The organism is Streptomyces sp. NPDC001502 (genome assembly GCF_042894785.1).
Classification (GTDB): Bacteria; Actinomycetota; Actinomycetes; order Streptomycetales; family Streptomycetaceae; genus Streptomyces; species Streptomyces kutzneri.
Genome location: NZ_JBIAVW010000021.1, coordinates 39210 through 61797 on the forward strand (window position 1 = coordinate 39210; position 22588 = coordinate 61797).

The 22588-nt window shown below is 73.0% G+C and carries 18 protein-coding genes; 9 read left to right on the forward strand and 9 right to left on the reverse strand.

Features of this window, described 5'->3' with window-relative positions:
• Positions 1-7 precede the first annotated feature (7 nt).
• The gene (locus ACFY0D_RS30400; protein WP_390801204.1) at positions 8-1624 is read right to left on the reverse strand and encodes a carboxyl transferase domain-containing protein; all 1617 of its coding nucleotides are present in this window, start codon (positions 1622-1624) and stop codon (positions 8-10) included.
• A 111-nt stretch (positions 1625-1735) separates the two neighbouring features.
• Between ACFY0D_RS30400 and ACFY0D_RS30405 the strand changes: the two genes are divergently transcribed.
• Complete coding sequence (locus ACFY0D_RS30405; protein ID WP_301370981.1) at positions 1736-2314, forward strand: TetR/AcrR family transcriptional regulator; 579 nt, start codon at positions 1736-1738, stop codon at positions 2312-2314.
• 56 nt (positions 2315-2370) lie between these two features.
• Positions 2371-3177, forward strand: a complete 807-nt coding sequence (locus ACFY0D_RS30410; RefSeq protein WP_390801205.1) for a phosphatase — start codon at positions 2371-2373, stop codon at positions 3175-3177.
• Between the two features lie 188 nt (positions 3178-3365).
• On the opposite strand, the gene ACFY0D_RS30415 is transcribed toward ACFY0D_RS30410, so the two are convergent.
• On the reverse strand, positions 3366-3821 hold the full coding sequence (locus ACFY0D_RS30415) for a hypothetical protein (RefSeq protein ID WP_390801206.1): 456 nt from the start codon (positions 3819-3821) through the stop codon (positions 3366-3368).
• Between the two features lie 162 nt (positions 3822-3983).
• Between ACFY0D_RS30415 and ACFY0D_RS30420 the strand changes: the two genes are divergently transcribed.
• Positions 3984-4829, forward strand: coding sequence for a DUF4253 domain-containing protein (locus ACFY0D_RS30420; RefSeq protein WP_390801207.1), 846 nt, complete (start codon positions 3984-3986; stop codon positions 4827-4829).
• A 12-nt stretch (positions 4830-4841) separates the two neighbouring features.
• Here ACFY0D_RS30420 and tesB read toward each other — a convergent pair whose 3' ends face one another.
• Positions 4842-5720, reverse strand: a complete 879-nt coding sequence (gene tesB, locus ACFY0D_RS30425) for an acyl-CoA thioesterase II (protein ID WP_390801208.1) — start codon at positions 5718-5720, stop codon at positions 4842-4844.
• A gap of 26 nt (positions 5721-5746) precedes the next feature.
• Entirely contained in the window at positions 5747-6904 is a 1158-nt protein-coding gene (locus ACFY0D_RS30430; protein WP_351158536.1) for an acyl-CoA dehydrogenase family protein, read from the reverse strand.
• Positions 6905-7197: 293 nt separating this feature from the next.
• Between ACFY0D_RS30430 and ACFY0D_RS30435 the strand changes: the two genes are divergently transcribed.
• On the forward strand, positions 7198-8160 hold the full coding sequence (locus tag ACFY0D_RS30435) for a hypothetical protein (protein WP_390801209.1): 963 nt from the start codon (positions 7198-7200) through the stop codon (positions 8158-8160).
• Here ACFY0D_RS30435 and ACFY0D_RS30440 read toward each other — a convergent pair.
• Positions 8148-9569, reverse strand: coding sequence for a helix-turn-helix domain-containing protein (locus ACFY0D_RS30440; RefSeq protein ID WP_390801210.1), 1422 nt, complete (start codon positions 9567-9569; stop codon positions 8148-8150). The genes ACFY0D_RS30435 and ACFY0D_RS30440 overlap by 13 nt on opposite strands.
• A 117-nt stretch (positions 9570-9686) precedes the next feature.
• On the opposite strand from ACFY0D_RS30440, the gene speB reads away from it, so the two are divergent.
• Positions 9687-10649 (forward strand): agmatinase, encoded by a 963-nt coding sequence (speB, locus tag ACFY0D_RS30445; protein ID WP_030013156.1) that lies wholly within the window; start codon positions 9687-9689, stop codon positions 10647-10649.
• 5 nt (positions 10650-10654) lie between these two features.
• Positions 10655-12322 (forward strand): thiamine pyrophosphate-binding protein, encoded by a 1668-nt coding sequence (locus tag ACFY0D_RS30450; protein WP_390801211.1) that lies wholly within the window; start codon positions 10655-10657, stop codon positions 12320-12322.
• Between the two features lie 74 nt (positions 12323-12396).
• Here ACFY0D_RS30450 and ACFY0D_RS30455 read toward each other — a convergent pair whose 3' ends face one another.
• Positions 12397-12621: a hypothetical protein gene (locus ACFY0D_RS30455; protein ID WP_390801212.1), complete on the reverse strand. Its 225-nt coding sequence runs from the start codon at positions 12619-12621 to the stop codon at positions 12397-12399.
• 290 nt (positions 12622-12911) lie between these two features.
• Between ACFY0D_RS30455 and ACFY0D_RS30460 the strand changes: the two genes are divergently transcribed.
• Positions 12912-16811, forward strand: coding sequence for an ABC transporter ATP-binding protein (locus ACFY0D_RS30460; RefSeq protein ID WP_390801213.1), 3900 nt, complete (start codon positions 12912-12914; stop codon positions 16809-16811).
• Between the two features lie 30 nt (positions 16812-16841).
• On the opposite strand, the gene ACFY0D_RS30465 is transcribed toward ACFY0D_RS30460, so the two are convergent.
• Positions 16842-17456: an EF-hand domain-containing protein gene (locus tag ACFY0D_RS30465; RefSeq protein ID WP_390801214.1), complete on the reverse strand. Its 615-nt coding sequence runs from the start codon at positions 17454-17456 to the stop codon at positions 16842-16844.
• A gap of 218 nt (positions 17457-17674) precedes the next feature.
• Here ACFY0D_RS30465 and ACFY0D_RS30470 point away from each other — a divergent pair, with 218 nt between their 5' ends.
• The gene (locus ACFY0D_RS30470; RefSeq protein ID WP_390801215.1) at positions 17675-18040 is read left to right on the forward strand and encodes a hypothetical protein; all 366 of its coding nucleotides are present in this window, start codon (positions 17675-17677) and stop codon (positions 18038-18040) included.
• Between the two features lie 84 nt (positions 18041-18124).
• On the forward strand, positions 18125-19558 hold the full coding sequence (locus ACFY0D_RS30475; protein ID WP_390801216.1) for a S28 family serine protease: 1434 nt from the start codon (positions 18125-18127) through the stop codon (positions 19556-19558).
• Positions 19559-19629: 71 nt separating this feature from the next.
• Here the strand turns inward: ACFY0D_RS30475 and ACFY0D_RS30480 are convergent, their stop codons facing one another.
• Together ACFY0D_RS30480 and ACFY0D_RS30485 are read right to left on the reverse strand one after the other, a co-directional pair.
• Complete coding sequence (locus ACFY0D_RS30480) at positions 19630-21381, reverse strand: glycoside hydrolase family 3 N-terminal domain-containing protein (RefSeq protein ID WP_390801283.1); 1752 nt, start codon at positions 21379-21381, stop codon at positions 19630-19632.
• Positions 21382-21662: 281 nt separating this feature from the next.
• Positions 21663-22556, reverse strand: a complete 894-nt coding sequence (locus ACFY0D_RS30485) for a LysR substrate-binding domain-containing protein (RefSeq protein ID WP_390801217.1) — start codon at positions 22554-22556, stop codon at positions 21663-21665.
• Between the last annotated feature and the right edge of the window lie 32 nt (positions 22557-22588).

Sequence of the window (22588 nt, forward strand, 5' to 3'; positions counted from 1 at the left end):
CCTCACGTCACATACGGAAGATGCCGAAGCCCGAGTCGCCCAGCGGGGCGTTCGCGCACGCGGTCAGGGCCAGTCCCAGCACCTGCCGGGTTTCCATCGGGTCGATGACCCCGTCGTCCCACAGCCGCGCGGTGGCGTAGTAGGCGTTGCCCTGCTCCTCGTACTGCGCGCGGACCGGGGCCTTGAAGGCCTCCTCGTCCTCGGCGGGCCATTCCTGGCCCGCGCCCTCGATCTGGTCGCGCTTGACCGTGGCGAGCACCGAGGCCGCCTGTTCCCCGCCCATGACCGAGATCTTGGCGTTGGGCCACATCCACAGGAAGCGGGGCGAGTACGCCCGGCCGCACATCGAGTAGTTGCCGGCGCCGTACGAGCCGCCGACCACCACCGTCAGCTTCGGCACCCGGGTGCAGGCCACCGCCGTCACCATCTTGGCGCCGTGCTTGGCGATGCCGCCGGCCTCGTAGTCCTTGCCGACCATGAAGCCGGAGATGTTCTGGAGGAAGAGGAGCGGGATGCCGCGCTGGTCGCACAGCTCGATGAAGTGCGCGCCCTTCTGCGCGGACTCGGCGAACAGGATGCCGTTGTTGGCGATGATCCCGACCGGGTGTCCGTGGATCCGGGCGAAGCCGGTGACCAGGGTCTGGCCGAACTCGGACTTGAACTCCTGGAAGCGGGAGCCGTCCACGATCCGGCCGATGATCTCGCGGGCGTCGTACGGGGTGCGCGAGTCGACGGGGACCGCGCCGTACAGGCCGTACGGGTCCACCTTGGGCTCTTCCGGAGCCTCGACCGACCAGGGCAGGGCCCCGCGCTCGGGCAGGGTCGCCACGATGTTCCGTACGATCCGCAGCGCGTGCGCGTCGTCCTCCGCGAGGTGGTCGGTCACGCCGGAGATCCGGGAGTGGACCTCGCCGCCGCCGAGCTCCTCGGCCGTGACCACCTCACCGGTGGCGGCCTTCACCAGCGGCGGGCCGCCGAGGAAGATCGTGCCCTGGTTGCGGACGATGACGGCCTCGTCGCTCATGGCCGGCACGTACGCCCCGCCGGCCGTGCAGGAGCCGAGGACGGCGGCGATCTGCGGGATGCCGGCCCCCGACATGCGCGCCTGGTTGTAGAAGATGCGGCCGAAGTGCTCCCGGTCGGGGAAGACCTCGTCCTGCATGGGGAGGAAGGCGCCGCCCGAGTCGACCAGGTAGAGGCAGGGGAGACGGTTCTCCAGGGCCACCTCCTGGGCGCGCAGGTGCTTCTTGACGGTCATCGGGTAGTACGTGCCGCCCTTGACGGTGGCGTCGTTCGCGACGATCACGCACTCGCGGCCGCTGACCCGGCCGATGCCCGCGATGACCCCGGCGGCGGGGGCCGCGCCCCCGTACATGCCCTCGGCGGCCAGCGGGGCCAGCTCCAGGAAGGGCGACCCGGGGTCGAGGAGGGTGTCCACGCGGTCGCGCGGGAGGAGCTTCCCGCGGGCGGTGTGGCGGGCGCGGGCCTTCTCGCCGCCGCCGAGCCGGGCCGCGTCGAGCCGGGCGCGGAGGCCCTCGGTCAGCTCGCGGTGGGCGGCCTCGTTGGTCCGCCAGGCCTCGGACGCCGGGTCCGCGGCGCTCGTCAGCACTGGTGCCTGCTGCATCGGTCGAGCTCCCTTGCTCGTTCCACTTGCTCGGTGCACGCTGTTAGTGAGCGTTAACGTGTATGGGCTCAGGTTAACGACCGCTAACGGCCCTGTCTAGAATGGTTTCCCATGAGCACCAGAGCGGCCGCACCGACCCGTCGTGAGCAGATCCTCAGTGAGGCCGCTCGTCTCTTCGCCGCGCGTGGATTCCACGGCGTGGGCGTCGACGAGATAGGGGCCGCGGTGGGCATCAGCGGCCCCGGCCTCTACCGGCACTTCGCGGGCAAGGACGCCATGCTCGCCGAACTGCTCGTCGGCATCAGCGAACGGCTGCTGACCGGCGGCCGGCACCGCGTGGCGGAGGCGGCGGGCGAACCGGCCCGGGTGCTGTCCTCCCTCATCGACGGCCACATCGACTTCGCGCTCGACGACCGGGCGCTGATCACCCTGCACGACCGCGAGCTCGACCGGCTCCGGGACGCCGACCGCAAGCTCGTACGGCAGCTGCAGCGCCAGTACGTGGAGCTGTGGGTGGAGGTCGTACGGGAACTGCACCCGGAGGTCGTCGAGGCGGAGGTACGGGTCGCCGTGCACGCGGTCTTCGGCCTGCTCAACTCCACCCCGCACCTGGCGGCCTTGGGCCGCGAGGCGGTGGAATCGCTGCTGCGGCGCCTCGCGCACGGTGCGTTCGGGGCGCTGTCGGCATGACCCGCGGCGTCCGCCGACCGGAATGGACGCGCCGCCTCCGCCCCGGCGGCGGCAGAATGGCCCGTATGCCGAAGCCGATAGAGACGCCCGTTCCCACCCGCGCCGAACTCATCGACCACCTGGTCCGGACCCGGATCGCGGGGCAGGTCGCCACGCCGCGCGACAACAACCTGAGCCACTACCGGAAGCTCGCCAACGGTGACCGGCACTACTGGCTGGGCCTGGAACTGGGTGACCGCTGGACGGACGAGCAGGACGTGCTCGCGGTGATGGCGGAGCGGTGCGGCGTCGTGGACGACCCCGAGTTCCGCTTCGGCCAGGACACCATCGACCCCGAACTGACGGTGGCCGGCCTGGACCGGCTGGCGGCGCGGCTGCGCAAGGCGGCGCTGGACCGGCAGAGCGTGCTCTTCGCCACCGGTCACCCGGGCGGCCTCCTGGACGTCCACCGGGCGACGGCGGCGGCCCTGCGGGCGGCGGGCTGCGAGATCGTCGTCATCCCGCGGGGCCTGGTGGCGGACGAGGGCTCGGTGTGGCAGTTCGCCGACGTCGCGGTCCTGGAGCGGGGCGCGACGCTGTGGCACACCCACTCGCCGGAGCCGATGGCCGCGATCCTGGACGGCCTGACGGCCGAGAACCGCCCGCAGCCGGACCTGGTCGTGGCCGACCACGGCTGGGCGGGCTGCGCGGCGCAGCGCGGCCTGGACGCGGTGGGCTACGCGGACTGCAACGACCCGGCCCTGTTCATCGGCGAGGCGGAAGGCACCCTCCAGGTGACGATCCCCCTGGACGACCACGTCCGCGACCCGCGCTTCTACGACCCGATGGTGGCGTACCTGCTGGACGCGGCGGGCCTGCGCTGACGGCGCGGCGCGCCGGACAACGAGAAGCCCCGACCGGTGGTTCCGGCCGGGGCTTCTTGCGTGTCGCCCCCCGGCGCGTACGAGTGATGTCGACGGACAGAGGCTTCGGACCAGCCGGGCCCCGCCCGCCTCGTATGCGGCGGGCGGGGCCCGGTCCAGCCTGGTGGACCGGGCGCTGACGGCGTGGTTCAGCCCTGCTGCGCGGCCGAGCGTACGTAGTGCATGCCGGGCGGGTCTTGGGGGAGGAACCCCTGCGTGCCGTCCTTCAGCGAGAAGACCACGAGGTAGACCTTGCACGGCTTGGCAGTAGCGGGTCCCTGATAGTCGAATCTGATCCCCGGCTTCTCGTCGGGGTAGGTGTCGAAGACCCACGTCGCCGGCCCGGTGTACGACCGGCCCGCCGCATCGGTGGACTGCCCGCAGTCCGGGCCGGGCCGTGTCACCCCTTCCAGGTCCGCGGAACCGTCGGCCCGAACCGTCAGACGACCGCCGTCCGAGCCCTGCCAGGCCCCCTCCACATCAGTGGCCGCGAGCGCGGCCTCACGGTCCTCGCCGAGGTCTGCCAGGAAGGCGACCAGCAATGCCACGAAGACCCCGGCCGCGCCTGTGAACCACCAGACGGGCCGTCGGGGGCGGTTGCCCACTGAGCGCTCCTTCTCATGCCTGCCACCGTTTTCCCTTACCCGGACAACGAACGCCGGCCGAATGCGCACGATTTCACATCGACCCTCGTGAAGCCGTCCCGCTACTTCCGTTCTGCTCGGCCCGTGGCGCCGGTTGTCAGTGGTGGTGGCTAGCGTCGCCGTATGTCGAAGTCTCCGAAGGTGCGCACCCCGCTGTCCGTACTGGCCGACGATACCCAAGGCCGGTCCCTCGGGCTGGAGTTGCCGCCCGGTGCGCTCATCGACAGGCCCGGCCGGCGGGGGTGGTGGAAGGAGCCCCGGCCGTTGCTGTGGGTGTCCGACGAGGCCGTGGGGGTCGGGGCGCTCGCCGCTCACCGGAGTCCCGCGCTCGCGGCCGCCGGGCTGCAGGCCGTGCTGCTCCAGGGACGGCGTGGGCAGCAACGGTGGTGGCAGGACCGGGAGTTCTCGCCGGAGCGGATGTCCGACCCCGACGACCACCACGTCGAGCCGGTGCTGCGCGAGTTCTGGGGCACGGTGGTGCCCGACCCCGAGGAGGGGGAGGAAGGGGAGGAGCTCATCGCTCCCTTCGAGCGGGACTGGCCCGGGCTCGCCCAGTCGGAGGACGGGCCGGATCCGGAGGCCGTCGCCTGTGGGCTCGCGGACGCGCTGATCGCGAGCGGTTTCCTGCCGAGCCCGCGGCTCGCGCTGGTCCCCGCGGGCCGCGGGGCCGACGTACCCACCGCGATGGGCTGGAGCGGCCCGACCAACCACGAGAACGACACCGCCCTCATCAGCGCGGTCCTGCGCTCCTGGGAGGACCGCTTCGGTGCCCGCGTCGTCGCCCTCGGCTTCGACGAGCTCCACGTGTCCGTGGCGGCCCCGCCGCGTACGGTCGCCCGCGCGCTCCCCGTCGCGGCGGAGCACTTCGCCTTCTCGCCCGACAACATCTGGCAGGGCTCCGGCAGCATCCGCGCCTACGCCGACGAGGCGGTCACCGGCAGCAACCACTGGGGATTCTGGTGGGACTGAGACGGGTGCGGGTCACGCACGCGGCACGCGTACGACACCCTCCTGGATGACCGTCACGGCCAGCCGGCCGTCCTGCGTCCAGATGCGGGCCTGGCCCAGGCCCCGGCCCGCGGCCGCCGAGGGCGACTCCTGGTCGTACAGCAGCCACTCGTCCGCCCGGAAGGGCCGGTGGAACCACATCGCGTGGTCCAGCGAGGCGCCGACCACGTCGCCCACCGCCCAGCCGCCCCGCCCGTGCGCGAGCAGCACCGAGTCCAGCAGGGTCATGTCGGAGACATAGGTGGCGAGGCACGTGTGCAGCAGCGGATCGGCACTGTCCAGCTTGCCGGCCGTACGGAACCACACCTGCGAGCGCGGCTCCACCGGCTCGCCGACGCTGCCCCAGGGCGGGGTCGTCGCGTAGCGCAGGTCCACCGCCTCCCGCGTCTCGATCAGCCGCTCCACCGTACCGGGGTCGCGGAAGATCTCGCGGTACGCGGGCAGCGACTCGGCCGCGGTGGGCAGGGACTCCGGGTCCGGGGCGGACGGCATGGGGACCTGGTGGTCGAGGCCGTCCTCGTAGGTCTGGAAGGACGCGGAGAGGTGGAAGATCGGCTGGCCGTGCTGGACGGCGACGACCCGGCGCGTGGTGAAGGAGCGCCCGTCGCGGATCCGGTCCACCGAGTAGACGATGGGCGCGGAGGTGTCCCCGGTGCGCAGGAAGTAGGAGTGCAGCGAGTGCGCGATGCGGTCCGCGGGGACGGTCCGGCCGGCCGCGACCAGAGCCTGGGCCGCGACCTGACCGCCGAAGACGCGCGGTACCAGCGAAGGACGGCTGGTACCGCGGAAGATGTTCTCCTCGATCTGCTCCAGGTCGAGCAGATCGAGGAGCGTCGTCAGTGCGTCGTTCATGGGGGAAGGGTAGGTGCCCGAATCCCTTACAGACCCATGGACTTGGCGATGATGGACTTCATGACCTCGCTGGTGCCGCCGTAGATGCGGTTCACGCGGTTGTCGGCGTACAGGCGGGCGATCGGGTACTCGTTCATGTAGCCGTAACCGCCGTGCAGCTGGAGGCACTTGTCGATGACGCGGTGCGCGACCTCGGTGCAGAACAGCTTGGCGGAGGCGGCCTCGGCGGCGGTCAGCTCACCGGCGTCCAGGGCCTCCAGGGCGCGGTCGGCGACGGCCTCGGCGGCGTCCACCTCGGCCTGGCAGGAGGCCAGCTCGAACTTGGTGTTCTGGAAGTGGGCGACCGGCTTGCCGAAGACGGTGCGCTCGGTCACGTACTGCTGGGCGAACCGGATGGCGGCCTTGGCCTGCGCGTAGGCGCCGAAGGCGATGCCCCAGCGCTCGGAGGGCAGGTTGGCGCCGAGGTAGTAGAAGCCCTTGTTCTCCTCGCCGAGCAGGTCCTCGACCGGGACCTTCACGTCGACGAACGCCAGCTCGGCGGTGTCGGAGGTGCGCAGGCCCAGCTTGTCCAGCTTGCGGCCGATGGAGTAGCCCTCGGACTTGGTGTCCACGGCGAAGAGGGAGATGCCGAAGCGGCGGTCCTGCTCGCTGGGGGCGGAGGTGCGGGCGCAGACGATGACGCGGTCGGCGTGGACACCACCGGTGATGAAGGTCTTGGAGCCGTTGAGGACGTAGTGCGTGCCGTCCTCGGAGAGCTTGGCGGTGGTCTTCATGCCCGCGACGTCGGAGCCGGTGCCCGGCTCGGTCATCGCGAGGGCCCACATCTCCTCGCCGGAGACGAACTTCGGCAGGTAGCGCTTCTTCTGCTCGATGTCGGCCAGCATCTTGATGTAGGGGAGGGCGAGCAGCACGTGCACGCCGGAGCCGCCGAAGTTGACGCCCGCGCGCGAGGTCTCTTCGTAGAGGACGGCCTCGAACTTGTGGGTGTCCAGGCCCGCGCCGCCGAACTCCTCGGGCACGTTGATGCCAAAGACGCCCAGCTCGCCGAGCTTGTAGTAGAAGTCGCGCGGCGCCTGACCGGCTGCGAACCACTCGTCGTAGACCGGGACGACCTCGGCCTCGATGAAGGCGCGGATGGTCTCGCGGAATGCCTCGTGGTCCTCGTTGAAAACGGTACGGCGCACAGCCGGCTCCCTTCGGTCGCGGCGGTCCGCCGCCATGCCTAAGCGCTTGCTCAGCCTAAGTTACCGGCCAGTCAAACTGGCTGTCCAGAGTGGAGGCGCCGCAGAAAGGGTGGGGTGTCTCACCCCGGCCCTCCGGAGGCGACGCCGGCGGTGATCCCGGAGGCGACCCCGGCGGTGATCGCGGCGGAGGGGGTTCGTCCGCGCCGCGGTGGCCGGAATGTGGCCGGAATGCGCTCAAGAATGCCTTGTTCGTGGTCTCACGTACCGATTCGCCCTCCCCTAATCTGCCCGGCATGCCACTTTTCCGGAGAGCGAAAAAGGCCGGCGCGGGTGTACCGGACTGGTGCGCGTGGTTCAGCCCCGCCGACTGGCACGCCTTTGAGGCGCTCCTGGGCGACGTCTTCCTGGACGGGAACGCGAGCGGGCCGCCCATGCGCTTCGGGGAGCACCGCCACCTCTCGCTCGCCGCCGAGGGCGAGCCCGGCGCACCGCTGGACCTCGCGGAGATAGCCGAGCTGGTCCGGGCGCTGCCGCACACGAACTGGCGGTCGGCCACCGTCTCCTTCCTGAACCAGAAGCAGCGGCTCGCCGAGCGGCGGCGCGAACTGCACCGGGCGGGCTTCGCCGAGGTCCGCCACCTGCTCATGCCGAGGCTGGTCACCGTCGACTCGGTGGGCGAGGGGCACGCGGTGGCGACGGCCCTCACCGAGGAGCTCGCGGCCGTCGTGATGATCCATGTGGGTGGCGACTTCTCCGCCCCCGTCCCGCCCGACCAGTTCAGCTCCTGGCAGGTGGACGAGGCCGAGGTGTGGGCCGCCGCCATGGCCAACCTCCACGCCGCGCCGGTCTCCCTCCAGTACAACGAGGACGAGAACCCGCTGGTGAACGTCGAGGGCGAAGGCGGCTACACCTCGACCCACCTGCTGCGCGCCGCCGACCTCGTCGACCGCCCGGCACCCCACGGCATCCTCGCGATGGTCCCCTTCCACGGCCACCTGATGCTGTGGGCCGTGGACGGGCCGGAGCTGCACACCTGCGTGATCGCCTACGGCCCGCTCGTCCGGAAGATGTGGGAGGACGCGCCGGAGGGGTACCGGCTGAGCTCGCGCCTGCTGTGGATCGGGGAGGACGGGATCGAGTCGGTCGGGGTCGAGCCCGCCCCGCCCGGCAGCAAGGAGCCCGGGGTGATCACCGGCTCCGCCCGCTTCGTCGAGATGCTCTCCGCCTTCCGCCCGCCGGACGACTACCCCGGCTGAGCGGGGCGGCCGTCGGCGACGCGCAGCGCGAACCACAGCTCCATCCGCACGTCCGGGTCGTCCAGGTCCCGGTCCAGCAGCTCGGCGGCGCGGCCGACGCGCTGGCGGACGGTGTTGCGGTGGACGCCCAGGGCCGCGGCCGTGCGGTCCCAGTTGCCGTGGTGGGCCAGCCAGCCGCGCAGGGTCTCCCGCAGGGCGGGGGACAGCGGCCCCAGCAGGGCCTCGGCGTGGGCGCGCGCCTCGGCCTCGCCGACCAGGCCCGCGAAGCCGGGGTCGGTGTGGCGGGCCAGCGGGGTACGGGCCGCCTCCGCGCGCCGAAGGGCCCGCGCGGCCTGGGCGTCGGCCGTGGCCAGGGCGGTGGGCGCGGCCGGGGCGCTCACCCCGAGCCGCCAGCCGGGCTGCGCGGCGGGCTCCCGGTCCGTGAGCAGCCGTACGCCGCCCTCGTGCGGGTCCAGCAGTACGGTGCCCAGCGCGGCCGCGAGGGCCTGCGGAGCCCCGGACCCGCGGGCGTGGACGGCGTACCAGGGCCCGGCCGTCAGGGCCGCGCCCGGATTCCCGTCGAGCAGCAGCCGGGTCAGCGCCGCCGTCTCCGCCCCGGCGGGCCGCTCGGCGGTGAGCAGGGTCAACAGGACGGCGGCCACCGAGGCCACGGTGTGGTCGCCGGGCGCGCGGGCCGGGGTCGCGGTGCCCAGCGCCGCCCGTCCGGCCAGGGCATAGGCGGCCAGGTGGTGTCCGCCCGCCCGGTCGGTGGCGGTGGCGGGCCCGCCCTCGCGGCCGACCCGGGCCAGCAGCGCGGACAGGGCCTCCCAGGCCGGAGCCGGCAGCTCCGGGCCCGCCGCCCGGCCGCCCGGCCACAGGGCGACCGACCCGCCCAGACTCGCCGCGAGCCGGGCCAGCACCGCCGGGACCGGGTCGGGGCGGGCCGCGGCCGCCGCCAGGGCCTGCTGGGCCTCGGTGACCCGGCGCAGCTCCCGGGTGCGGGCCTCCGCCATCAGCCGGCCCACCGCGCGGGCGACCGCCGAGAAGGGGGTCCGCGGCGGGACCTCCAGCAGCGGCAGCCCGTGCCGGGCGCAGGCCTCGGCCAGCGCGGCCGGGACCTCCTCGTGCACCGGGGCCACGCCGAAGCCGAGCGCGGCCGCCCCCGCTCCGGCCAGCCGGGCCACGTACCCGTCGGGGTCGTCGGCGGGACCCGCCCCGGCGGTCAGCAGCAGCTCGCCGCCGAGCAGGTACGGGGAGGGGTCGGGCATCTCGGAGGCGTGCACCCCGTGCACCCCGGCGGTGGCCGGCCCGGCGAGGTGGCGCAGGCCGAGCTCCCGGTCGCCGAGCAGTGCGGCGAGGGGGACCGGCGGGGTGAGCGGCTCCCCGGCGGGGCCGCTGCCGTACTCCGGATCACGGGGAGGCCCGGGCATGGATACTCCGTACATTTTCAACACCGTCAGATGGATGAAACGTACACTCCCCACCCCCGGGTGGCCCGCTTACGCTCGAAGTACCGCACACGTCAGGCCAGAGAAAGAGGCACAGCCATGAGCACGCAGCCGCGCGGCCCCGTCGACTCCTCCCGCATCCCGCGCTACGCGGGCCCGGCGACCTTCGCCCGTCTGCCCCGCCTCGACGAGGTCGGCTCCGCCGACGTCGCCGTCGTCGGCGTGCCCTTCGACTCCGGCGTGTCCTACCGCCCCGGCGCCCGCTTCGGCGGCAACGCCATCCGTGAGGCCTCGCGCCTGCTGCGCCCGTACAACCCGGCCCAGGACGCCTCCCCGTTCGCGCTCGCCCAGGTCGCCGACGCCGGTGACATCGCCGTGAACCCCTTCAACATCAACGAGGCCGTCGAGACGGTCGAGGCCGCCGCCGACGAGCTGCTCGGCGCGGGCTCCCGCCTGATGACCCTGGGCGGCGACCACACCATCGCCCTCCCGCTGCTCCGCTCCGTCGCGAAGAAGCACGGCCCGGTCGCGCTGCTCCACTTCGACGCGCACCTGGACACCTGGGACACCTACTTCGGCGCCGAGTACACCCACGGCACCCCGTTCCGCCGCGCCGTCGAGGAGGGCATCCTCGACACCGAGGCGCTCTCCCACGTCGGTACCCGCGGCCCGCTGTACGGCAAGCAGGACCTGGACGACGACGCCAAGATGGGCTTCGGCATCGTCACCTCGGCCGACGTCTACCGCCGCGGCGCCGACGAGGTCGCCGACCAGCTGCGCCAGCGCATCGGCGACCGCCCGCTGTACATCTCCATCGACATCGACGTGCTCGACCCGGCGCACGCGCCCGGCACCGGCACCCCGGAGGCGGGCGGCATGACCTCCCGCGAGCTGCTGGAGATCATCCGCGGTCTGTCCTCCTGCAACCTCGTTTCCGCCGACGTCGTCGAGGTCGCCCCGGCGTACGATCACGCCGAGATCACCTCGGTCGCGGCCTCGCACACCGCGTACGAGCTGACCACGATCATGTCGCGACAGATCGCGCAGGCGAAGGGCAAGTAAGCGAAGTGACGCACGACCACGACCTGGTACTCCGTCCCACCGAAGCCCAGAAGGCGGCCGCGCTCGCGCCGCCGCCGGGGCGGACGGGCGGGGACCTGGTCGTGGAAACGCTGCGCTCGCTCGGCGCGAACACCGTCTTCGGCCTGCCCGGCCAGCACGCGCTCGCCCTCTTCGACGCGGTCGGCCGCTCCGACCTGCGCCTCGTGGGGCTGCGTACGGAGAACAACGCGGGCTTCGCGGCCGACGCGTACGGCCGGATCACGGGCGAGGCGGTGCCGCTGCTGCTCTCCACCGGCCCGGGCGCGCTGATGGCGCTGCCCGCCCTGGCGGAGGCGGCGGCCGCCTCGGCCCCGGTCCTCGCGATCTCCTCCCAGGTCCCGGTGGCGGGCCTGGGCGGCGGGCGGCGCGGCCACCTGCACGAGCTGCGGGACCAGTCGGCGTCCTTCCGCGACGTGGTGAAGTCCGTCCACACGGTCCGCACCCCCTCCCAGCTCCCCTCCGTGATCGCGGAGGCCTGGGAGTCGGCCCTGACCGCCCCGCACGGCCCGGTGTTCGTCGAGATCCCCGAGGACGTGCTGCGGGCCGAGACCGTCATCCCGCAGGTCACGGGTGTGGACGCGACCCCGCACGAGCTGGCCCCGCGGCCCGAGCTCACGGCGCTCGCCGCCCACTGGCTGGAGAACGCCACCCGCCCGGTGATCATCGCCGGCGGCGGTGTCGTCCGCTCGGACGCGGCCGGCAAGCTCAAGCAGCTCGCCGAGCGCCTGAACGCACCGGTCGTCACCACCTTCGGAGGCAAGGGCGCCTTCCCGTGGACCCATCCGCTCTCCCTCCAGTCCTGGCTGGAGGACCGCCACATGACGGACTTCCTGGAGGACGCGGACGTCCTGCTGGTGGTCGGCTCGGGACTCGGTGAGCTCTCGTCGAACTACCACACGTTCTTCCCGACGGGCCGGGTCGTCCAGATCGAGGCGGACCTCGGCAAGCTGGAGTCGAACCACGCCGGCCTCGGCATCCACGCGGACGCCCGCCTGGCGCTGCAGGCCCTGCTGGAGACGGTGGCCGAACGCGAGGACCCGTCCGCCCCGGAGCGCGTCCGCCTGCTCCTCGCGGACATCGCGGCCCGCCTCGCCGGCCAGGACGTGGCCCTCGAACAGGAGCTCCTCGGCTCGATCCGTGCCGCCCTCCCGGCCCGCTCCCCGTCCTTCTGGGACATGACGATCCTGTCCTACTGGGCCTGGTCCGCCTTCGACCCCAAGCACCCCAACACCATGCACTCGGCGCAGGGCGCGGGCGGCCTCGGCTACGCCTTCCCGGCGGCCCTCGGCGCGTGCGTCGCGGAACCGGACACCCCGGTGCTGGCGGTCTCCGGCGACGGCGGCGCGATGTACTCCGTCGCGGACCTGGCCACGGCGAAGCAGCACGACCTCGACGTCACCTGGCTGATCGTGGACGACGGCGGCTACGGCATCCTGCGGGAGTACGGCTGCGGCACCGGAACCCGGCTGGCCGGCCCCGACTTCGTGGCCCTGGCACAGTCCTTCGGCGTCCCGGCCTCCACCACCACCCCGGAGTCCCTCCGCGAGGACCTCGCGCAGGCCCTCAAGACCCCGGGCCCCTCGGTGGTGGTCCTTCCGGCCACCCTGAAGATGTTCGCCCCGACGCATCTCTGAGGGGCGACCGAGCCCGTCAGCCGTCAGCCGTCAGCCGTCAGCCGCCGGTCGCCGGGTGCCGGGCGGGTCGGCCGTCAGTCGCGACGGCGCCCTTCCTGCTCCTCGTGGGGATGGAGGAGGAGGCTGACCACGGCCACCCCCAGCGCCGTCCACAGCCGTGCCCACGGGTTCTCGGTCAGCACTCCGACGATCTTCGCCGCGAGCAGCGCGATCAGGAACGCGGTGACGTAGGGGACGACGGCGCGGACGGTGCGCTGCATGAAGCTGCTGCTGGTCGGGTGTTCGTGATGAGTGGACATGGTCCTCGATCCCTTCGCTGCGCCACCGGGTCGGCGGGCGGCCGACTTCCAGCATCGGCACCGCGACCCGGGCGGCACAGATCCGGAAAGTCGTGACTTGACAGGGTCCGGCCCTGCCGCCCCCGCGCCTCCCCGATGCCGCCTCCCTGTCCCTGTGCCGCCTCCCCGCCCCGGTCGGACGCGGTCCGCGCGCCCCCGCCGTACGGCAGTGCGATTGTTGCGGCGGGATGAAATCCACCGGTCGGAGCGTTGGCGCTTCCGGCAGGACAGGACGAACGGGGAGGCCTCACGTGGCGGCGGCAGAGACAGCGGCTGGGGAGAAACAGGGCTGGGGCAAGCGGCTGGCTGCCTACACCTGGCGGTACAGGACCAATGTGCTGCTCGCGCTCGGCTCCTCGCTGGTCGGCATGGCCGTGATGGCGGTCGTGCCGCTGGTCACCAAGGTGATCATCGATGACGTCATCGGGGACCGGACCAAGCCCATGGCGCCCTGGGCCGGCATGCTCATAGCCGCGGCCCTGCTCGTGTACGTGCTGACCTACATACGCAGGTACTACGGCGGGCGGCTCGCCCTCGACGTGCAGCACGACCTGCGCACCGACATGTACGACACGATCGCCCGCCTCGACGGGCGGCGCCAGGACGAGCTGAACACCGGTCAGGTCGTCGGCCGCGCCACCAGCGACCTCCAGCTGATCCAGGGCCTGCTCTTCATGCTGCCCATGACGATCGGGAACTTCCTGCTCTTCGGGATGTCCCTCGGGATCATGCTCTGGCTCTCGCCGCTGCTGACCCTCGTCGCCCTGCTCATGGCCCCCGCCCTGTGGTTCATAGCCAAGCGCAGCCGCAAGAAGCTCTTCCCCGCCACCTGGTGGGCCCAGGGCCAGGCCGCCGCCGTGGCGACCGTCGTCGACGGGGCCGTGACCGGCGTCCGCGTCGTCAAGGGCTTCGGCCAGGAGGAGCAGGAGACCGGCAAGCTGCGCGAAGTCGGCCGCCGGCTGTTCGCCGGGCGGATGCGGACCATCCGGCTCAACTCGCGCTACACCCCCGCCCTCCAGGCCGTCCCCGCGCTCGCCCAGGTCGCCATGCTGGCCCTCGGCGGCTGGCTGGCCACCAACGGCCAGGTCACCCTCGGCACCTTCGTCGCCTTCTCCACCTACCTCGCCCAGCTCGTCGGACCCGTCCGCATGCTCGCCATGGTCCTCACCGTCGGCCAGCAGGCCCGGGCCGGCGCGGAGCGCGTGTTCGAGCTCATCGACACCGAGCCCGAGATCCACGAGGGCACCCACGAGCTGCCCGCCGACGCACCCGCCACCGTCGAGTTCGACGACGTCCGCTTCGGCTACGCCCCCGGGCGGCCCGTCCTCGACGGGTTCTCGCTCTCCGTGGCGCAGGGCGAGACCGTCGCCGTCGTCGGGTCCTCGGGCAGCGGCAAGTCCACCGTCGCGCTCCTGCTGCCCCGGTTCTACGACGCCGACGGCGGCGCCGTCCGCGTCGGCGGCCACGACGTCCGCGAGCTGACGTACGACTCCCTGCGCGGCGCGATAGGCCTGGTCCCCGAGGACTCCTTCCTCTTCTCCGACACCATCCGCGCCAACATCGCCTACGGGCACCCCGGCGCCACCGAGGAACAGATCGAGGCCGCCGCCCGCGCCGCCCAGGCCGAGGGGTTCATCCAGGCCCTGCCCGCCGGGTACGACACCAAGGTCGGCGAGCAGGGGCTCACCCTCTCCGGCGGCCAGCGCCAGCGCATCGCCCTCGCCCGCGCCATCCTCACCGACCCCCGGCTGCTGCTGCTCGACGACGCCACCTCCGCCGTGGACGCCCGCGTCGAGCACGAGATCCACGAGGCCCTGCGCTCCGTGATGGCGGGCCGGACCACCCTGCTGATCGCCCACCGCCGCTCCACGCTCGCGCTGGCCGACCGGATCGCCGTACTCGACCGCGGGCGGCTCGCCGACATCGGGACGCACGCGCAGCTGGAGAGCCGGTCCGCGCTCTACCGCAGGCTGCTCACCGACCCGGACGCGCTCGGCGCCGCCTCGCCGCGGACCCCGGACGCCCGGGTGATGACCGAGTTCGAGCGTGAGCTCGACCGGGACCTCGAACGCGGCATCGAACTTGAGGCCGAGATCGACTCGGAGCCCGTCAACGCCAAGCGCCGGGTCGCCGACGGGGTCACCCCCGAGCTCTGGCGCCGCCAGGACGAGCCCGACGGCACGGCCGCGCCCGCTTCCGGCTCCGCGCCCGCTTCCGGCTCCGCCCCCGCTTCCGGCTCCGCCCCCGCCGCCGCGGGTGGCGTGCCCGGAGCCGGGCATTCCATGGCCGGGTCCGTCTCCGGCATGCCCGCCACCCCCGAACTGCTCGCGCAGGTGGCCGCGCTGCCGCCCGCCGACGACCTGCCCGAGGTGGACGAGACCCGCGCCGCGGCCGCCGAGGAGAGCTACGGCCTGCGCCGCCTGCTCCACGGGTTCTGGGCGCCGCTCGCCATCAGCCTCGGCCTCGTCGCCGTGGACGCGGGGGCCGGACTGCTGCTGCCGATCCTGATCCGGCACGGCATCGACCAGGGCGTGGAGCAGGCCGTGCTCGGCGCCGTCTGGGTGGCCGCCGGGCTCGCCCTCGCCGTCGTCGTCGCCCAGTGGGCCGCGCAGTTCGCCGAGACCCGCATGACGGGCCGTACCGGCGAGCGCGTGCTGTACGCCCTGCGCGTCAAGATCTTCGCCCAGCTCCAGCGCCTCGGCCTCGACTACTACGAGCGCGAGCTGACCGGCAAGATCATGACCCGGATGACCACCGACGTGGACTCGCTGAGCTCCTTCCTGCAGACCGGACTCGTCACCGCCGTGGTCTCCGTCTTCACCTTCTTCGGCATCCTGATCGCGCTGCTCGTCCTGGACGTCGAGCTCGCGCTGATCGTCTTCGCGACCCTGCCCGTCCTGGTCGTCGGCACGATCGTGTTCCGCCGCAGGTCGGTCGCCGCCTACGAGCTCGCCCGCGACCGGGTCAGCCTGGTCAACGCCGACCTCCAGGAGTCCGTCTCGGGCCTGCGCATCGTCCAGGCCTTCCGCCGCGAGGGCTCGGGCGCCAAGCGCTTCGCCGAGCGCAGCCACTCGTACCGCGAGGCCCGGGTCCGCGGCCAGTGGCTGATATCCGTCTACTTCCCCTTCGTGCAGCTGCTGTCCTCGGGTGCCGCGGCCGCCGTGCTGATCGTCGGCGCGGGCCGGGTGGAGGCCGGGACGCTCACCACCGGCGCGCTGGTCGCGTACCTGCTCTACATCGACCTGTTCTTCGCGCCCGTCCAGCAGCTCTCCCAGGTCTTCGACGGCTACCAGCAGGCCACGGTCGCCCTCGGCCGCATCCAGGGGCTGCTGCGCGAGCCCACCACCACGCCGCTGCCCGAGCGGCCGCGCGCACTGGAAACGCCGGTCGGGGAGATCGCCTTCGAGAACGTCCGCTTCCAGTACGGGACGGCAGAGGAGCGGGGCGAGAAGGGCGAGGCCCTGGCCGGGATCAGCCTGCGGATACCCGCCGGGCAGACCGTCGCCTTCGTCGGCGAGACCGGAGCCGGAAAGTCGACGCTGGTCAAGATGGTGGCCCGGTTCTACGATCCGACCTCCGGCCGGGTCACCGCCGACGGCGCCGACCTGCGCGAGCTGGACCTGACGGCGTACCGCCACCGCTTGGGCGTCGTCCCCCAGGAGGCCTACCTCTTCCCGGGGACGATCCGTGACGCCATCGCCTACGGGCGCCCCGGCGCGAGCGACGCCGAGGTGGAGGCCGCGGCCCGCGCGGTCGGCGCCCACGACATGATCGCCACCCTCGACGGCGGCTATCTGCACACCGTCGCCGAGCGCGGCCGCAACCTCTCCGCGGGCCAGCGCCAGCTGATCGCACTGGCCCGGGCCGAACTCGTCGACCCGGACGTGCTGCTGCTCGACGAGGCCACCGCCGCCCTCGACCTGGCCACCGAGGCCCAGGTCAACCGGGCGACGGACCGGCTCGCGGGCAAGCGCACCACCCTGGTGGTCGCGCACCGGCTGACCACCGCGGCGCGCGCCGACCGGGTCGTGGTCATCGACCGCGGCCGGGTCGTGGAGGACGGCACCCACACCGAACTCCTGGCGCGCGGCGGCCGGTACGCCGAACTGTGGCGCACCTTCGTCGGCGAGGACGAGCGCGCCGCGGCCTGAACGGACCGCCTGTCAGGGGACGCCCCGGGATCAGAACTCGCCGAAGAGCAGGTTCCCCGGGGCGTCCTCGTCGGTACCGGTGTAGTACTCGCGTACCGCGGCGAGCAGTTCGTCGACGCTGAGGCAGCCGTCCCCGTTCGCGTCGATGCGGTGGAAGAGCGCCTCGGTGTCGGCGGGGCTCAGCCGCGTGTCGAAGGCCTCCTGCGCCCGGTGGAACTCCTGCGGGCTGATGAGCCCGTCGCCGTCGGTGTCGACGATCGTCAGGATCGCGCTCATCATCGGGCGGAACGAGCGGTCGTACGCGGGCCCGCCCTGCGCGTACAGGCGGGTCATGCCCTGCTTGTACTCCTCGGGCGTGACCTTGCCGTCCCGGTCGATGTCCAGCTCGGTGAACAGGTCCTGCCAGAAGTCGGCCAGCCCGCCCATCACCAGCTCCGCCTTGGGCGAGCCGGCCGGCTCCGCGAGGGCCGTCAGCAGCCGGGAGCCGAGCGCGATGATGTCGTCGGCGTCGATCACGCCGCTCCTGTCGGCGTCCAGGTGCGTGAAGGCGCGCGCCAGCTTGCGGTCGAGCAGGTCGTTCGTCATCTCATGGCCTTTCACGGCTGCAGCCACGGCTGCGGTCACGGCGAGCGGGGTGTCGATCACCTAGCGTAATCGTGGTCCTGGGTGTGAACTCCCGCTGCTGCGCAGGGGGGTGGCGGATGCACCCGTACGAGGGAGGCCGGCCGGTGCCGGCGGGCCGGTCCCTTGCGCGTGGCAACCATCCGGGGGGTTCGGGCGTCGTACGTGCGTGCGTGTGCGGTACGTACGACCGATCGGGGGACAGGGTGTTGCAGGGGTGGAGGAGGCGTGGCCGCCGGGTCGTGTCCCTGGGGGTGTTCACGGCGGCGCTGTGGCTCTCGGTGGGCGGGCTGTGCACGCCGCCGACGGCGCAGGCCGCGACCGAGGGCTGCGGGGGCCGGCTGACCCGGACGGTGGCGTTCGAGACGGGCGAGGTGCGGGTCTACGAGAGCCGCAACCAGGCCTGTGCGATGACCGTGGCGCGGGTCTCCGGCGAGCGGCGCCGGATGGCGGTGAGCATTCAGCCGCGCGGCGGCGCCCCGGTGCACGAGGCCGGGCGATTCACCCGATATGCCGGGCCTGTCACCGTGGGGGCGATCAACCGCTGCGTGTATGTAAAGGGGAGCGTGGGGGCCGGATCCGTGGATTCCGGCTGGATCCTGTGCTGACGGACAGGCCCAACTGGGTCTGGTCAGTGATGCGTTGGCCCGGCTAGGTTCACGGCGACCGAAGTGAACTCAAGGGGAGGGTGAATGCGCAAGACGCTCGGATGGCTGCTGTCGCTCGTGGTGCTCATCGGCACCATGGGCGCGGCGGGCTCCACGGCTCAAGCGGCCACAGCCGCGCAGCCCGCGGCCGCCACGGACATCAAGGACCAGATCCTCGGCATTCCCGGGATGAGCCTGATCGAGGAGAAGCCGTACCCCGGCTACCGCTTCTTCGTACTGAACTACGAGCAGCCGGTGGACCACCGGCAGCCGTGGAAGGGCACCTTCAAGCAGCGCCTGACCCTGTTGCACAAGGACGTCTCGCGGCCGTCGGTGTTCTTCACCTCCGGCTACAACGTCAACACCAGCCCGCGCCGCAGCGAGCCGACGACCATCGTCGACGGCAACCAGGTGTCCCTGGAGTATCGATTCTTCACTCCCTCCCGGCCCGACCCGGCCAACTGGTCCAACCTGGACATCTGGCAGGCCGCCAGTGACCAGCACCGCATCTTCACCGCCCTGAAGAAGATCTACAAGAAGAACTGGCTGGCCACGGGCGGCAGCAAGGGCGGTATGACGGCGACGTACTACGAGCGCTTCTACCCGCGCGACATGGACGGTGTCGTCGCGTACGTCGCGCCCAACGACGTCGTCAACAACGAGGACTCGGCCTACGACCGGTTCTTCGCCAAGGTCGGCACCAAGGAGTGCCGCGACAAGCTGAACGCCGTCCAGCGCGAGGCGCTGGTGCGCCGCGTGCCGCTGGAGGCCAAGTACGCGGTCGCCGCGGCCGAGAACGGCTGGACCTTCACCACCGTCGGCGACCTCGACAAGGCCTACGAGGCCGTCGTGCTCGACTACGTGTGGGCCTTCTGGCAGTACAGCCTGCTCGCCGACTGCTCCTCCATCCCGGCCGCGGCCACCGCGAGCGACCAGGAGATCTGGGACACGGTCGACGCGATCTCCGGCTTCTCGGCCTACGCCGACCAGGGACTGGAGACCTACACGCCGTACTACTACCAGGCGGGTACGCAGCTCGGCTCCCCGGACATCAAGCAGCCGCACCTGAAGGGCCTGAGCCGCTACGGCTACCAGCCGCCGCGCAACTTCGTGCCCCGCGACATCCCCATGACCTTCCAGCCGGGGGCGATGGCGGACGTGGACCGGTGGGTGCGCGACAACGCCCACCAGATGCTCTTCGTGTACGGGCAGAACGACCCGTGGGGCGCCGAGCCGTTCCACCTCGGCTACAACGTGCGCGACAGCTACGTGATGATCGCGCCGGGGGCCAACCACGGGGCGAACGTCGCCAAGCTGATGGACGGCGAGAAGGCCCTCGCCACCTCGAAGATCCTGCAGTGGGCCGGGGTGGCCCCGGCCGCCGCGCTCGCCGACGCGGGGAAGGCGGCGCCGCTGGCGGCGCCGGACGCGCAGCTCGACCAGCGTGACCTGGAGCGCGAGCCGCAGCTGCGGCCGTAACCGGGAAACGGGACACGCGGGACAGGCGGGACAGGCGGGAACACGCGGGCCGCGGGCCGGCGCCTGAGCGATCAGCGCGTCAGCCCGTGGCCCAGCGGGTAGCGGCCCGGGACCGGGACGGGGAGGCGGCCCGCGGGCCGCAGCGCCCCGGTGAGCACCCGGGCCGCCGCCCGCATCTCCACGTCCGTCCAGGAGTACGTCGCCAGCTCCGCCGCGCAGGCCGGCAGCCGGGCCGGGTCGTACGGGTTGCGGACCGCCAGCGAGACGACCGGGACGCCGGAGGCGATCAGCTCCGCCACCAGCGTGCGCTGCGGACTCTCCCCCTCCGGGACGTTGTACGTGCACACCAGCACCGCCGCGTGACCGGCCGCGGCGGCCACGGCGCGGGCGGGCGGCACCGCCGTGGCCCGGCAGCCCAGGGCGGTCAGCTCCCGGGCCAGTACGGCCGTAGTGGGCCCGGTCGTACCCGTGGGGGAGACCGGGTCCGCCCCGGTGACCAGCAGGCGTGGCCCGGCCGTCGCGTCGAACGGCACCAGCCCGCGGGGATTGGCCAGCAGGGTCGTCGTGGCGGCCGCGATCGCGTCGGCGGCGTCGAGATGCTCCTGGACGCCCACGGCGGCGTCCACCTCCCGGCCCGTGGTGTACGCCTCGTCGAACAGTCCCCGGCGGGCCTTCAGTTCCAGGATCCGCAGCACCGACTCCTCGACGCGCGCCTGGGTCAGCTCGCCCGACTCCACGGCCGCCCGCACGCTGCGGTACGCGAGGCCCAGGTCCGGCGGGTTCAGCAGCTGGTCGCAGCCCGCCAGCAGGGCCAGGACCGGGACGCGGTCGTCCCCGTACTTCTGGCGGACCCCGGCCATGTCCAGGGCGTCGGTGACCACCACCCCCTCGAAGCCGAGGCGTTCGCGGAGCAGACCGGTGACGATCGGCCGGGAGAGGGTCGCCGGGTCCCCCGAGGGATCGAGCGCGGGGAAGACGATGTGCGCCGTCATGATGGCGTCCACACCCGCCTCCACCGCTGCCCGGAAGGGCGGCTCGTCCAGCTCCTCCCAGACGGCCCGGGTGTGCCGCATCACCGGCAGCCCGACATGGCTGTCGGTCTCGGTGTCCCCGTGGCCCGGGAAGTGCTTGGCGGTGGCGGCGACCCCGGCTCCCTGGTAGCCACGGACCTGGGCGGCGACCAGCTCCGCCACGGCGCGCGGGTCGGAGCCGAAGGACCGTACGCCGATCACCGGATTGGCCGGGTCGACGTTCACGTCGGCCACCGGCGCGTAGTCCTGCCGGATGCCCATGGCGGCCAGCTCGGAGCCCGCGATGCGCGCCGCCCGCAGGGCGTGGGCGGTGGAGTCGGCCGCACCGAGCGCCATCGCCCCCGGGAGCAGGGTCGCGGGCCTGCCGATCCGGGCGATGGCGCCGTGCTCCTGGTCGGTGGAGAGCAGCAGGGGGATCCGGGGACCGGTGGTGAGGGCGGCCTGCTGGAGGCCGACCGAGAGCGCGGCGATCTGCTGCGGGGCGCGGGTGTTGTGGGCCCAGGCGAAGTAGATGATCCCGCCGAGGTGGTAGCGGGAGACCAGCTCGGCGGCGGTGCGCACCCCGAACGCCGCCAGGTTCTGCTCGGCGTCCGCCGGATCGGGATCGGTCGCCGAATGCCCGTAGGCCCGTGAGACGAAGAGCTGCCCGACCTTCTCGTCGAGGCTCATCCGGTCCACGAGGGCGCGCAGCCGCGCCCGGCCGGGGCGGCGGCCCGGCGGCCGTGAGTCGTCGGGGGTGTGGTGGGGGCCCACCGCGGCGGAAGCCGCCCCGGCGGCCGTGACGGCGACCATGGCGGCCGCGGCGAGCAGGTTCCGGCGCGAGGCGTGGTTCGGCACGCGCCGGACCCTACCGCTGCTGTTCGGGCGGGGCCGGGCGTGTCGCTGCGTGTCGCCCCTCCGGGGCGGGGCGGTAGGCGGCCTGCGGGGCGGCCTGCGGGCGGGGCCTGTCGGCCGGGGGCCGACGGGGTCGGCCGCGCGCCGGGGTGTCTCCTGCCCCTCCCAGCGGTGTGGCTGGGGGAGATGCACGGCACCGGACACCGCGGGCTTGACCGGCAAGATCCGAAAGAGACGGCCTAGGCCCAGTGCTCCTGGAGGCTCCGCACGGCCTCCGTGATCGCGGGGCGCCGGGCGGCCCCGGTCCGCCACAGGGCGTACAACCGGCGTACGGGGCCCGGCTCCAGCGGTACGGTCACGGCCCCCGGCGGCAGCGCGCCGGTGCCCAGCCGGGGTACGACGGCCACCCCGAGCCCGGCCGCGACCAGGGCGACGATGGTGTGGTTCTCCTCCGCGACATGGGCGATGTCGGGCTCGAACCCGGCGGTGCGCAGGGTCCGTACCAGCCAGTCGTGGCAGACCCGGCCGGGCGGCTGGCAGACCCAGCGCTCGCCGCCGAGGTCGGAGCGCCGGATGACCCGGCGCGTGGTGAAGGGATGCCCGGCCGGTACGACCAGGTCGCAGAGGTCGTCCCCGATCACCGCCTGCTCGATCCCCTCCGGCGCGGGCAGCGGGGCGATGTCCCAGTCGTGGGCCACCGCGAGATCGGTGACCCCCCGGGCCACCAGTTCCACGGACAGGTGCGGGTCCACCTCGGTGAGCCGGACGTCCAGCGCCGGATGCCGACGGGCCAGGTCGGCCAGCACCCGCGGCAGCAGCCCGCGCGCCGCCGAGGCGAACGCGGCCACCGTCAGCAGCCCGCTGGGCTGCCCGCGCCGCTCCTCCAGGGTGGTTTCGGTGCGCTCCACGATCGCCAGCAACTCCTGGGCGGCGTCGGCCAGGTGGCGGGCCTCCTCGGTGAGCGCGACCCCGCGCCCGCGCCGCTCCAGCAGGGTGGTGCGGGTCTCCCGTTCCAGCTTGGAGATCTGCTGGGAGACCGCCGAGGGGGTGTAGCCGAGGGCGGCCGCCGCGCCCGCGACCGAGCCGTGGACGGAGACGGCGTGCAGGGCGCGCAGCCGGGCGAGATCGAGCATGCCTCCATCGTGGCACCGCGGATACCCGTAAG

Bases quoted from the DNA above. Each gene is read 5' to 3' on its own strand.
- ACFY0D_RS30440 (WP_390801210.1), bottom strand. From the start codon at position 9,569: ATGCCCGGGCCTCCCCGTGATCCGGAGTACGGCAGCGGCCCCGCCGGG.
- ACFY0D_RS30410 (WP_390801205.1), top strand. From the start codon at position 2,371: ATGGCCCGTATGCCGAAGCCGATAGAGACGCCCGTTCCCACCCGCGCC.
- ACFY0D_RS30485 (WP_390801217.1), bottom strand. From the start codon at position 22,556: ATGCTCGATCTCGCCCGGCTGCGCGCCCTGCACGCCGTCTCCGTCCAC.
- speB (WP_030013156.1), top strand. From the start codon at position 9,687: ATGAGCACGCAGCCGCGCGGCCCCGTCGACTCCTCCCGCATCCCGCGC.
- ACFY0D_RS30455 (WP_390801212.1), bottom strand. From the start codon at position 12,621: ATGTCCACTCATCACGAACACCCGACCAGCAGCAGCTTCATGCAGCGC.
- ACFY0D_RS30405 (WP_301370981.1), top strand. From the start codon at position 1,736: ATGAGCACCAGAGCGGCCGCACCGACCCGTCGTGAGCAGATCCTCAGT.
- ACFY0D_RS30400 (WP_390801204.1), bottom strand. From the start codon at position 1,624: ATGCAGCAGGCACCAGTGCTGACGAGCGCCGCGGACCCGGCGTCCGAG.
- ACFY0D_RS30475 (WP_390801216.1), top strand. From the start codon at position 18,125: ATGCGCAAGACGCTCGGATGGCTGCTGTCGCTCGTGGTGCTCATCGGC.
- ACFY0D_RS30435 (WP_390801209.1), top strand. From the start codon at position 7,198: ATGCCACTTTTCCGGAGAGCGAAAAAGGCCGGCGCGGGTGTACCGGAC.
- ACFY0D_RS30480 (WP_390801283.1), bottom strand. From the start codon at position 21,381: ATGGTCGCCGTCACGGCCGCCGGGGCGGCTTCCGCCGCGGTGGGCCCC.
- ACFY0D_RS30420 (WP_390801207.1), top strand. From the start codon at position 3,984: ATGTCGAAGTCTCCGAAGGTGCGCACCCCGCTGTCCGTACTGGCCGAC.
- tesB (WP_390801208.1), bottom strand. From the start codon at position 5,720: ATGAACGACGCACTGACGACGCTCCTCGATCTGCTCGACCTGGAGCAG.